The following is a 12,649-nucleotide window of genomic DNA, read 5'->3' as shown; positions in this document are numbered from 1 at the left end:
AATAGAAACACAAAGTTCAGATTTGATTGCTTACACCGCTCTTAAGTCATGAAGGCTAGAGGTCTAAAACGCTATTTAGACATCCAATTTATTCATCTTGTTTATCGAATTTTACATTAGGGTGTTTGTCATGGCTCAAGTTATTTTCGATAAAGTCATCGTCTAAAGGTAGATGTTCTTTCAGTAAATCTTTAGGCGTATTAGCCATCCATTGATTTAATGATACATCGGCAAAGTGATCGTCTTTAAACATTTCTAAGAAACGCAACGTTGTATCTCCCGTATTTTGGACATAATGGCCCATCGCAAATGGCACATAGCCTACATCTCCTGATTGATAATTAAACGTTCGCGCGTGGCTTTCAGCAGCAAAGACAGTCATTTTTGCTTCACCTTGGATATAGTACTGCCATTCTGAAGCATTAGGATGCCAGTGCATTTCTCTAATGCCACCTGGTTCTACTTCAACTAAAGCGCCAGGTACTGTAATTGCTGCGTTGACCCCTCTATTATCAATAAAATCTTGCTGTTGATAATGCTCAATATCTACATCATTGACTGAATGTCCACTAGCATTTAAAACGTATTGTTGCTGAGTCTTAGCATCGTAAATGAGCCAAAAAGCATCTCCCCCAGCTCCAGTCATATGCGGGAACACGACACCTAATGTGGCATTCACCGCCACCATAGCATCAATTGCGTTTCCACCTTGTTGCATAATTTTGTTTCCTGCTACCGTTGCTAAATTATTAGGCGATGCAACAGCTGCGTTTTTGGAAACAAATGGTTGCCCAATACGTGGATCAATCATATTATCCATATTCCTCATCCCCTTATAAAGAACCTATTTTATATCTATCCGTTTTAAAAATTTTCAAAACATTTTATTCTTTTATATTATCCCATTGAATTATATTTTCTAGTAATAAAGATAAAATAATACCGACTAATAAGCCGTTACTTAATATCGGACGAATAATACTTGGAATAGATGAAAACGTCTCTGGAGGTAATATCATAACTACAGTCCCAACGAACACTGGAATCGCTGCACGGTAAATATTAAGTGAGTTAAATTTTAATTTTTTAAAGAAATCAAATGAAGAATTAAGTAATTGTAAATATGCAACAAATAATACTGCACTACCTATACTCAACGGGATTGTTGAGAAAAATTCGCCTATAGGAGGGATCAAACCAATTAATAAAAAGATGATACTTCCAATAATAAATGGCAACTTAGTAATAATTTGTGTTTGTTTTAAAAACCCGATTGAGGATACAAATGATGCATAAGGCACAACACCTAAGAACCCGGCGATACCAGTAAAAAAACCACTAATTGTAATAGAATGGCGATATTGTTTACGTGTCGTTTCTTTCTCGTACATATCATCAGTACCTTTCAAAGCACCAAATGTATTTGCTAAGTTCAACAAACCTGTTATCACCGCAGTCGTAATAATGCCCAAATTAAACGTAGGATGACCTAAAGGGAACCATGTAAAGCTAAATGATGCACTACCCATGTTTTTATTTGTACCAAAAATAAGTACAAAGGCAATCCAGCCTATTATAATACCTATTAAAAGGCCATAACTACGAATGTTTGCTGAAGCTTTAATATTAAAAATAATTACGATAATCGCGATAATAAATGAAAGTAACGCAATAGGTAAATCAATTTTAGAAGTTTGGTTCCCAAACGGGAGTCCAAGCATACCTTTCAAAAAGATATTAATTAATGTAAATCCAAAAAGTAACATAAACGTTCCCATGACCCCAGAATTAAACCATTTTGCAATCATCGGGCCAAGGCCAGTTAATCCAATGAGCATGGTAATAATTGAAGAAATAAAAATGCCCACAGCTAAACTACCGCCCAATTCTTGTAATGATATACCTTGAGCAGCAGATGTGGTTACTAGCGTTAAAATAATCCCCCACCATAGACCGGATTGGCCTTCCATAATTGCTCTGCGATGTCCAAAAAATGCTTGAAACAAACAAGCAATCCCAGTAATCACAAATGAATATTGTAATGTAGCGACTACTTTATCTTGGCTTAAATGGAATGCTTCTCCAATCGTTAGAGGTATGATTACAATGTTTGCAAAGATGAAGAAAAACCATTGCAATCCCCCTAGCCAATTTGTTTTATCTTTCAGATTTTTATCCATCCCAATCTCCCCCTTTGATTTAGATATTGACGTATTACAATTTTTCAAAACATGACTAGTTTGCTTTAATAAACAAATGTAATAAAAATGATAGTAATCAAACTAACGTCTTATTTCGAAAATTAAATGTCAATCTCACGCATCTAAAATGATAAATCAGGTTAAAAGAAAGCATGATATCGCACCTTTAATATTTATTTACTTTCCACAAAAATATAAGTCTGAGACATCCATGGTATGCTCCCTTTAAAGTAGTCACTGAAAAGTGAAACCTATAAAGGTAAAAAGAATTTTATCTTTAAAAATTATGAACACGCAGTAATTGAATTAACTAATCATATCTATTTTTATAATACTAATCGAATAACATTAAAAATGGCCGAATCCATAGCTTAGCTATGAATGCGACCGTTAAGTTATTTTAATTATTTAGTTGTCCGAGCTTGACTGTGTACAGTTTATCATTTGTCCTAGCCCCAAGTTTGCCATTGTTAGAATGTTAATAACTACAATCTCTTTTTGACATCAATTCCTATCAGTATGTTTCCAATTAAACCTACAACGCCTACTATGCTTGAGGTTAATAAATCTTGGTTACCCGTGTAAAAGGTTACTAAAAACATAATTCATCCCGTCATGATACTGATTCATATAGATGATAATTTCATGTTAGACCTCCACATTGCGTTATATTAATAAAGTATCATTCCTATAACAAAATGAACGCGAAATCTGTAGGCTAATGATTAAGTTTTCTAAAAATCGAATAGATACCAATGATAACTAACCCTAGCGAGATCAGTAAAATATGTATGACATAACTTATTATGGAAAATCCTTGAATACCAAATACGCTAAAAATAATTTTTTGTAATAAGACTAAAGTTAATAAATATATGATTACTTTATTTCCCGTAAAATAATATCCCATCTCGTCACCCCTCATTTATTTTTAGCTTAATATATTTCCAATGATAAATAATATAATTGAAATAATTAATGAGAGCAACCACAGTGGTGAACTTACTAAGTCTTTATACGCTTGGTCTGGTGCGTTACGCATTTTCAATCTAATGTACTGAACTAACAAATACAAAGCTTCCACAAAATTCACAATTAAAACGATAATCCATAGTACTAAACCCATGATGTACCCCCCTGCGTGTCATTTAATTCAACCCACATGTTACCATAATATTTTTTAAAAACAAATATGTTATAAATATTAATTTAAATATTTATTATCATTGAACACTATCTATGTTATTTTAAAATGAATGCTAAATGTTTTAAACTTTATAAATATTTCACCTTAATTTAATGGTATTGGAGGATTAATATGGACCCATTGCTACTCGTACTTTTCGGTATTGTTTTCGTTTATGTATCAGCTTCAAATTCAACTATACTATTACAAAATAAGCTGATTAAAAAGTCGAGAACTGAAGACGCAGCACCTATGAATGGTAAACAATTTCGCTTTATGTGGTGTTTATATGCCATCATGGCTATAGGGTTTTATATATTATTAGTGAAGATGTCTATTTTCTAATTTGTAAGTAAAATTGAGTGTATAGTTATTTGCACGTTAATGAGTAAAGATATTTAGTGGCAGATTTACTTTTATTTATATTTATACTAAGTTAATGTTTGATGCTTTACCTTTTAAATAAAGCAGGATTTTTCTATCTGAGCAAACTATTTTCTCAATACAATATATCCGGAAAAATACTTTTTCTAGCGCTTTATATTTTTGAAAATACTTCATTCGTATTTAGCTATCCCCTAAATTTTAAATATTTATGACCTGCTCAAGTTGGTTTTTATGGAAGTGGTTCATTCTATTTCTATCACTAAAATCAGTTAGTTTTACAGAAAGAAAAATGGAGTACAAACCCATTTATCAAAAACGGAATATTTTTCTCATTTAAAGACAGTATAATAATGAAATCGCTTATCTCTCAGGCGTCAAATTGACGTAGAGATGAGGTGCTATGCTGATGAACATCTTTGTTCATATCATTATCACAACAATTAGCGGTTGTATCGTTTCATATTTTACGCATTGGGTGTGCAATCACAACAAGAAGGAAAAACAGGTGGCTTTATCAGTCAACACCTAAAAACCCCTCACTATCGCACCGCGTGATGGGGCTGGTGAACGCAAAATGGTATAGCATTCCATCATCATATCTCTTTTTTACAACTATACCATCTCGTTTTTTGACGTTTACTTCTCTATGTTAACGATACAAATCACTTTAAGATATTATTCACAATAAATAATGACTGTATTTCCTCTTGTCAGACACCTATTAAAATAGCGATTTAATAACAAAAATTAAAAACCCCTAGTCCAATGATTTGGTCAAAAATTCGAAAGCTATTCATGATACCTTCAAAAATAATAGTACTATGCTAAATCTTTACATTTTGTTATGGTTTAAGGTAATTAGTTTTAGGTTTAAACTGTGCACAATAATTTGGTAAAACAGAGTATAATATAATAAAAATAACAAGCAATAGCAAAGGAGTTCACATATGAAATTTATAAACTTTACTGCGATGACAGAAAAAGGCTTAAATAAAAAAGTAAATGAATTTTTAGAAGAAAACCCTTATATCGAAATTCTCAAATTTGATTATCAAATAGGTTACAGTGGTTATGGCGTAGGTATACTTTATAATAAAGTTAAAACGCAATCTTGAAATTAAAAGATTGATTAGTCATGGCGATCCATTCAAACATTTATTTAGAGGGGAAACAATGAATAAAGCGATATACTTACACCACACAGTCAACATTGTACTTATGATGACGCTAATCGCTTTGAATTTTTTAGATATTGGCGGTCTAACTACTTCGATCATATAAACCGTTGTATTTTTCAGTAATGCTATGCTTTCATTCAGAACTAATAGTAAAAAAGTAAGAGAAGATGGTCTGTCGATAGAAGATACACATAAATAATCCTACTTGGTAAGCAAGCCTTAATAAACTATGCCTTTGTTATAGTTTTGGTACCGCGTTTAGCTGTAAAATCAAATTTAATTAGCGAAAAGGTGACAGCCTATGAATTATAAAAAACACCTTCCTGGAAAATGGAAAATTGTTGCTACTTCATTTAGCATGTGGAAATCGGATAAAAATAAAAATCCTACCATTACTTATTCATTACATAAGGATGTTCCACTCATTTTTAATGATTTAGTAGAATATAAGAAAAATCATAAATTGAAAAGTATTACTGGCTATGACAAACTTCGTAATGAGTCATTTATTTGGAGAGGCAAAGGATGGTTAAAACCATTTACTAGTAAGTGGAAGGTGTTATATTTAGATTCAGACCTATTAATTATGAAATTTAGCGCCACTCTTATCACACCCTCTGGCATGGATATTTTAGTTAGAAATACAAAGGATATCTCCTATTACAAAGAACGAATAAATGGCCATCCAAAATTATTTAACTTAAACACTGTAGAAACACAAAATCTACATTGGCTTTACTAAACCTACCTTTAATTTCGTTCATGCTCCTGATCTATAATATGAGCGTTACAAAAAGAATTTAAATCGTTCTGAACTAGCAAACCTATTCTGTTACTGAAAAATGGTAGCATTCTATCAATCAAATGGCATATCTTGTAGTAATTTGTGCTATATGCTGAAGCGAAATATTTCAAGAATAAATTACATAAAACGACATAATAATCACTTTCATAAAGGAGTCTTAAATTAGAAACGATCATAGCTATATTAATAAAAGCAATTGATTTCATATTGAGCGTCATCCCAGAAAGTTTATTATATATTGGCAAGCTATTTAAACGTAAGGAAAAAGGTAAGTATAAAGCACAATAAATCAAATAACAAACCACTTTGAATTTCTGCGTACACACGCCTTATTTCAAAGTAGTTTATTAAAAAGCGACAAGGAGCATTGGTATGAAAGACGATAAATTGAGAACAAGCAACTCAAATATTAAAGCAATTTTCCTCACTATCTTACCTATGCATATATTTTTTATCGCACTATCAATTTATAATATATTAACCAAAGATAGTATACTTGCATTATCTTTATCTATATTCAGTTTAATGATTTTTACATCTATGTTAACACTATTTTTAAATACATATATGATTTCTAAAACCAAAAACAATTCAAGGTGAGACCGTGTCATTAAATAAAAACTAAATTGATGATACATAAAGGATATTTACTATGCGTTTACCAGTCGCTATTGTTTTAGGGGTTATTTTTATAATGGGTTATGTTTATTTTTGGACATTCGTATTTCTTTGGGAAAATAAAAAATAAGTAAAGCCCAACGGCCTTAGACCTATGACTAAGAAAACATTTTATATCGCTTTCATTGGTAATGGGTTTATCGCTCCTGCTTTCATTGGTATTGCAATATACTCAAGTTATTTTAAATAGCCAATTAACGTGTCTATAATCGAACACATTGTACGAAATGGCCATAAAAATATAAAGAGGTTCTAAAATTGGATATACTTATTGGTTTAGTGATTAAAACAATAGATATAGTTGTAGCTATAGCAAGTTTTTTTGAATGGAAAATATCAAGGTTATTAAGTAACCTTTTAAAACGTAAAAGTAAAATTGAAAATAAGAAGAACAAATAGTAGTCATAACTACGCACTTCAGTACACATACACGCTACTTTAAATTTTACTATACATCGTAGACTTAATTTTAAGAGCATATTGCATAAAGAAAAAGAAAGGAAAAGTTTAAATGAATAAAGCAATGATTGTGCATCACACACTCAACATTCTCCTAATGATTATCTTAATAATAGTAAATTTCTTTAATACTTTGAATTTACCAGTATCAATAACGCTAGCCACTTTAATTCTAGTAAATGCTATTTTATTAATTAGAGCAAACAGTAAACAAGTTAAGAATAATGGCATTACTATAGATGACTATAAAAAGAAATAATATAACTTTTTTGGGAGCAGATTATGAAATTCGGCAATTCATTATAAATATGATTATAATGATCTACTTATGGCTATCCCATTATTAGTAGTGTCTATTTTTGTGCCGGTTATATTTGTGATACTTCTTATACGTATTATTTGCGGATTCGAAAAGAATAAATAAGAGCATTTTACGAAATCTGGTAATCAAAAAATTGTACCCATCCTCTTTGATAAAGAACCACACAAAAACAACCCCTTAAGCCTATGCCTAAGGGGTTTTATCATTCTATACTATTATTCCCACTCGATGAAGTAGTGATTTTTCACAGCTTTGTAATACTTGTAAACAGTTGATAAATCAGTGTTTTATTGTATTCATCATTTGCACTAATTAATAACATTTTAATATTTACGTATTCAATTACGTATTCATTCCCGTATGCGTGAGATCCTTATTAAAAAGTATTAACAGATGATGTACGACCACCAATATTAGTTGCACTTTTTATTCTAGTCACATGGGGGTTATTAAATACAGAATCATACGCCTTTGTTACGATTAATATATTACGAGCTGATTCATTTTCGTCAATTTTTGTAATAATCCTTTTACTATTCTAACGATTTTTTCATTATCTTTATGCTATTTATCATTTATTTCATCATTAAATTTTTCAAGTTTATCCTCAAAATTATGTTCCTTTAAAAATTTATAATAGCGTTTTTTATCATTGCTTTCTGAACATTCTCCAACCTTAGGATCAAATTGATGTTTGCATAGATAAACTTTTTCTATTGTATTTTTATTATCTTCAAATATCTTTTCTATGTATGGTTTGTCCACATCAGATAATGAAAACCCCCAAAAATATATTTCAGTAACATTTTTATAATTTACTAAACCTTCATCTATTATTTTATCCACTGGTTTTTCAAAAATTTTTGAAGCATCATTTATAATGTCATCTATACTGCTTTTAAAGTTTGAGGAAGGACTATTATCTTCTTCTATTTTTTTCATACCAAATATGTAAGGTCTACTTGAAGATTGGCTTATATGTATTTGATTTATATTCTTTTTATTTATATTATATTTTTTTTGAAGCACCCTAGTATAGTTGAATGATAAATAACAATTTTCATTATTAATTTTCTTTGACTTTCCATTAATATTCAATTCGATATTAGATACCCATTTATTAAATTGTTTGTTGATATCATCAATGATTTTATTATTATTATTTAATATATTTCTATTATTATTTTGATCCAACAATTTTTTTAAATCATCAGTATAATTACTACTATTATTTGCGAAATCAACATACCTTAAAAGTTCTTCAAAATCACTCCATTCATTTGATGTATTATATGGGTTATGTTCATTATATTTTTTTTCAGCTTCGTTAATGGTTTCAAATAATTTCAAATCATTTTTTGCTACTTCATTCTTAAAACTTTGAAAACTCGTTTTTAAATCATGCTTTATATCAAAACCATTACCAATTACGAATAGCCTTGTCATATTTTTCACCATCACTTTTTTTGTTTTTAATTATGTATGTATATTGTAGTAAAAACAATAGTTACTTTATTCCGAATCATTCTCTGACATTTACTCTATGCTACATTAAGAAACTAATTAATTTATACTCTATTGTTAATACGTTTCTGTACCTTGATGAAATAATAACTTCCAATCATCTTCATAGTATTTCCAAATAGAACTTCGATTGGTAAGAGTGTTATTTGTTGTGTTAAGCAAAGTATATGTACATAATATACAATCTTCGGACAATATATATTCTTCAAAATTACTGATTTTATAATTATCATTATCTAGTTGAGTTTGCTTTATATCAGTTTTATAATAAACTTTTCCCGATTTCCCAAACTCTTTAAAATTTGGATGCAAAATATCTAGAATTTTATTTTTAGATCTATTTTCACTTTTCAAATGAAACCGTTCATATTCAATCATTTTACATCACCCTATTCAGAGATATTTTATGTTTTTTAATACACTAAACATTCTACTCGTTATTAAACCAATTTTCATGTCTGACATTCCCCCTGTGCTGCATCGAGAAATGAATAAACTTATAGTTGTTCGCTTGGCGTTCAATACCTATTCATGCATTTCGATCTTATTCTAAATTTTTAGAGAACCCTAATGATTTATTTTCAAACCCATTACTTTTATAAAAACTATGCGCATTATCTCTTTCTTCTCTATCACCACTATTTAAAGTAATTGCTTCACATCCTAATTGAGTTGCTAAAATTTCTGACTCTTTTAATAAAAGTGTTCCATAACCTTTTTCTCTATAATTAGAATTTATAACAAATGCTAGTAAACGTATATACTCACCATTCTTTTCATAGAACATCATTTTGCACATACCACTCAACCCGATTATCACATCATTTTTTATTAAAAGTAGCAAATAATAATCTTCATGACTGTATATCTTTTTCAAACGATTAACTAAATCCTCTGTTATTGTTGGATAACCTAAATCTTCATATAAAACTAGCAATTCTTTAATTTTGATTAAATCTTGTTCTTCAAATAACCTTGCTTCTATTGTCATAATATAACCTACTTATTTATAAAATTTCATATGTGGCTTTTCTTCTTTATAATAATTTAACCTATCTTGTAATGTACCTGTATGTAATTCTAATTTGTGGCCGTCTGGATCAGTAAAGTATATTGATTGTTTATCTCTTATATCTCTATTACGTCCTTCTAATATGTTCACATCATTATCTTTTAACCACTGGTACCATTCACCAAATTCACTTTCATCAATTGTAAAAGCCATATGCGTATACGAGTATTGAATTTCATTTCTAGGTATATCCTTTTCTTCATTAAGCGCTAACCATAGACCACCCAATGTGAAATAAGCTGACTTATCACTTTCTACTAAAATTTTTGCTTTTAAAATGTCTTTATAAAAATTAATAGATTTACTGATATCTGACACTGAATAGGTCACATGATTTATAGATTGAATCATAAAAAAATCCTTTCATATTATATAATCACTTCAATTTTTTCTCCATACGATAATTTGTAGTTTCGAAACCCATTTTATTATATAAAGATACAGCTCGCTTATTGTGCCCAAATACATGTAAACCAATACTTTCTACATCTTTATTTTTACAGTATTCTTCTATACATTCCATCGTTTTTGTACCAAAACCCTGTCCTCTATATGTATCTTTAATTTTAATATCATAAATAAAACATTTCTTTTGTTCTTTAACATCAAATATATGTAACCATAGGTGACCTATATACATATTATTATAAAGCACAGATAGTAAATATTGATTACTTGTATTTAAACCTTCTGGAAGTAACTTTTCAAATTCTGTACGAGCTCTTTCAATTGATTCCTCTTCCTCCCAATCGCCACTTTTAACGTGTTCTGCTGCATATTCAATTATACTATCCTCATAATAGGATTCGAAAACTTGTTTCTTCATTTTTTCAAGTGTTATCATCATTACATTTCTCCCCTTAAAAATTACATATGATTTCACAGAATATTCTATTATTTCAAAACAAAAATACCATGTCTAAATATCATTCACAATCTATCTTTAAATATCTAAATTGAAATCTTTGAGAGTTAATTGATCTATAGGTTTTAAATTAAACAAATTTGAATAGAATAACCAAATTAGACCTAAAAAAATAAAAAATACCCCTGTTAAACTAATTAGTGAAATAGGATTTATAAACTCTAACAACACTCCTCCTATAAAACTTCCTAATGGTAGACCAATGACACTAACACTACTTGTTATAGAAGTTATTCTTCCTAATAAATATTCTGGAATAATCACCTGACTAACAGATAAAAAAAGTATATTGGCAAGTCCAACGGATAACCAACTAATTCCAAATAAAATAATAAATACATTCACATTAGCTACAAACCCTAACAAAAGAAGTACTCCTGATACAATAAAAGTTAACACCATTATTTTACCAAACGGAAACTTTTTAACGTAATTAACAAATAATGTTGATAATATCATACCTAATGATATTGCTGATAAAAACAAACCATAATATATTGGTTGATTAAAATAATGTGATAATACAGGCAAAGCAGTATATACCATTCCTATACCCAAATTAACAGTAAATGCACCAATTAAAAAAACCCACAATAGCGAATGCATGACAATTTTAATCCCCTCTAATAGTGAACGTCTATATTTCTTTATGTTCAATTGACTTGATACTTTATTATTTGTCACTAACTTTATCGTTGAATATATAAGTCCTGCAATTATAAAAATTATAGTATTCATCATATATAACGAATAAATACTAATCAATGATATAAGTACTGTTATAACAGTATTGAGAACTAAGTCCATACTTTGATTAGAAAAAGCCATAACAGAATTGCCAGTAACTATCTTTTCTTTTGGTAATAATATTGGTACTAACTTATTACTGATTGGATAAGAAATTTCTCCAATTAAAGCAGCTAAAACAACTAACACAATGATTAACATAACATTTTCATATTTAAATATCAGAGATAATGCGATAACGCCAACTAATACTGCCTGTATTAACTGTGAATAAACAAGCATCTTTTTAACATTAAAGTTATCAATAATAGGACCATAAAACATTTGCATACATTTTGGAATCAGTATTAAACTGCTTAACATTCCAGTTAAAAATGAGCTTTTAGTTAAATCATAAACTAACCACATTGTCGTAATAAAATAAACACTGTCTGCTGTGTTAGTCAAAAGACGGCCAAATATTAAACGCATAAAATATCTTTCATTTAAGATTTCTTTCATTATTCATCATCCTTACGATTAAATATTTTATCGCTAATCTCAAAACCAACAATGTTTATATAATGATATTGCTTTTTTGTACCCCCTCCTTGCGCATCGATTTCTGCTATCAGACTTTCAATTTTTTTATTAAATTCTTCAAATTGATTATTACTCCAGCTCACTTGAACAGTTTTAGATATAATTTGATCATCACTATATATCAATCCATAATCATTCATAACATCTATTGTTCTTTGTATTTGTGAAGTAATCATCCTTTTAGTAGAACTAGACACTTCATCTTGATAGCTATTCAATAAAGTAGGATTAACCTTAAAACCTTTATGTGTAGCTACATAATATTTAAATACATTACTTCCTTTTACTTCACTTCTACTAATTTTCACCATATTATATTTTTCTAATTCTTTGAGGTGGTAGAAAATTTTGGCTTTTGGTATGTCTAACTTTTTTCCAATTTCAGTAGCTGTCATTTCTTTTTCAATGAGTAACATTGAAATTTCCATACGTAATTTATCTGATATACATTTCAACTCTTCAAATGTATTAATCTCATATCTTTTATATCCCATATAAAAACCTCCATTAATCAGGGTTAATTTATTTTAACCGATAAATTAAATTAAATCAATGTATCTAATTTTGCACATAAAAATAACCA

Annotated in this window: 14 protein-coding genes and 2 pseudogenes; 5 read left to right on the top strand and 11 right to left on the bottom strand. The window is 29.2% G+C overall.

The genetic code is table 11. From position 1 onward, the window contains the following. Positions 1 to 88: 88 nt before the first annotated feature. The 4 genes and pseudogenes from KA894_RS14780 to KA894_RS03860 all read right to left on the bottom strand — a co-directional run. A pseudogene (locus tag KA894_RS14780) lies at positions 89 to 514 on the bottom strand (cupin domain-containing protein); the annotation flags it as partial. 15 nt (positions 515 to 529) lie between these two features. Further along, positions 530 to 688: pseudogene (locus KA894_RS14920) on the bottom strand (gamma-glutamyltransferase); the annotation flags it as partial. Positions 689 to 884: 196 nt separating this feature from the next. Beyond that, complete coding sequence (locus KA894_RS03865; RefSeq protein WP_210133726.1) at positions 885 to 2,180, bottom strand: uracil/xanthine transporter; 1,296 nt, start codon at positions 2,178 to 2,180, stop codon at positions 885 to 887. Between the two features lie 952 nt (positions 2,181 to 3,132). Then, positions 3,133 to 3,327, bottom strand: coding sequence for a hypothetical protein (locus KA894_RS03860; protein WP_096811027.1), 195 nt, complete (start codon positions 3,325 to 3,327; stop codon positions 3,133 to 3,135). Between the two features lie 192 nt (positions 3,328 to 3,519). On the opposite strand from KA894_RS03860, the gene KA894_RS03855 reads away from it, so the two are divergent. The 5 genes from KA894_RS03855 (at position 3,520) to KA894_RS03835 (ending at position 6,357) form a co-directional block, all read left to right on the top strand. After that, positions 3,520 to 3,732, top strand: a complete 213-nt coding sequence (locus KA894_RS03855) for a hypothetical protein (RefSeq protein ID WP_103372913.1) — start codon at positions 3,520 to 3,522, stop codon at positions 3,730 to 3,732. Positions 3,733 to 4,174: 442 nt separating this feature from the next. Beyond that, entirely contained in the window at positions 4,175 to 4,303 is a 129-nt protein-coding gene (locus tag KA894_RS03850; protein WP_269668797.1) for a type I toxin-antitoxin system Fst family toxin, read from the top strand. A gap of 418 nt (positions 4,304 to 4,721) precedes the next feature. After that, on the top strand, positions 4,722 to 4,889 hold the full coding sequence (locus KA894_RS03845) for a hypothetical protein (protein ID WP_096811029.1): 168 nt from the start codon (positions 4,722 to 4,724) through the stop codon (positions 4,887 to 4,889). 364 nt (positions 4,890 to 5,253) lie between these two features. Next, positions 5,254 to 5,694 carry a hypothetical protein gene (locus KA894_RS03840; protein WP_119488056.1) on the top strand — a complete coding sequence of 147 codons (441 nt, stop codon included), beginning with the start codon at positions 5,254 to 5,256 and terminating at the stop codon, positions 5,692 to 5,694. Between the two features lie 435 nt (positions 5,695 to 6,129). Then, positions 6,130 to 6,357, top strand: coding sequence for a hypothetical protein (locus tag KA894_RS03835; protein ID WP_096811031.1), 228 nt, complete (start codon positions 6,130 to 6,132; stop codon positions 6,355 to 6,357). Positions 6,358 to 7,780: 1,423 nt separating this feature from the next. Here KA894_RS03835 and KA894_RS03830 read toward each other — a convergent pair. The 7 genes from KA894_RS03830 to KA894_RS03800 form a co-directional block, all read right to left on the bottom strand. Beyond that, the gene (locus tag KA894_RS03830; RefSeq protein WP_210133725.1) at positions 7,781 to 8,662 is read right to left on the bottom strand and encodes an AbiH family protein; all 882 of its coding nucleotides are present in this window, start codon (positions 8,660 to 8,662) and stop codon (positions 7,781 to 7,783) included. A gap of 135 nt (positions 8,663 to 8,797) precedes the next feature. Then, on the bottom strand, positions 8,798 to 9,118 hold the full coding sequence (locus KA894_RS03825) for a nuclear transport factor 2 family protein (protein ID WP_210133724.1): 321 nt from the start codon (positions 9,116 to 9,118) through the stop codon (positions 8,798 to 8,800). A 166-nt stretch (positions 9,119 to 9,284) separates the two neighbouring features. Continuing rightward, a complete protein-coding gene (locus KA894_RS03820) occupies positions 9,285 to 9,731 on the bottom strand; it encodes a GNAT family N-acetyltransferase (protein WP_210133723.1) in 447 nt (148 codons plus the stop codon). A gap of 12 nt (positions 9,732 to 9,743) precedes the next feature. Next, entirely contained in the window at positions 9,744 to 10,163 is a 420-nt protein-coding gene (gene fosB / locus KA894_RS03815) for a FosB/FosD family fosfomycin resistance bacillithiol transferase (RefSeq protein ID WP_210133722.1), read from the bottom strand. 25 nt (positions 10,164 to 10,188) lie between these two features. Further along, on the bottom strand, positions 10,189 to 10,659 hold the full coding sequence (locus KA894_RS03810) for a GNAT family N-acetyltransferase (protein ID WP_210133721.1): 471 nt from the start codon (positions 10,657 to 10,659) through the stop codon (positions 10,189 to 10,191). Between the two features lie 96 nt (positions 10,660 to 10,755). Next, complete coding sequence (locus KA894_RS03805; RefSeq protein WP_210133720.1) at positions 10,756 to 11,985, bottom strand: MFS transporter; 1,230 nt, start codon at positions 11,983 to 11,985, stop codon at positions 10,756 to 10,758. Then, positions 11,985 to 12,560, bottom strand: coding sequence for an ArsR/SmtB family transcription factor (locus KA894_RS03800; RefSeq protein ID WP_210133719.1), 576 nt, complete (start codon positions 12,558 to 12,560; stop codon positions 11,985 to 11,987). The genes KA894_RS03805 and KA894_RS03800 overlap by 1 nt, the downstream gene beginning before the upstream one ends. Between the last annotated feature and the right edge of the window lie 89 nt (positions 12,561 to 12,649).

Origin of the sequence: Staphylococcus sp. GDY8P131P, from assembly GCF_017891975.1 — a bacterium.
In the GTDB taxonomy this organism is placed as follows: Bacteria; Bacillota; Bacilli; order Staphylococcales; family Staphylococcaceae; genus Staphylococcus; species Staphylococcus nepalensis.
The sequence above is the reverse complement of the archived record's forward strand: the minus strand, read 5'-3'. Positions and strand labels throughout refer to the sequence as shown.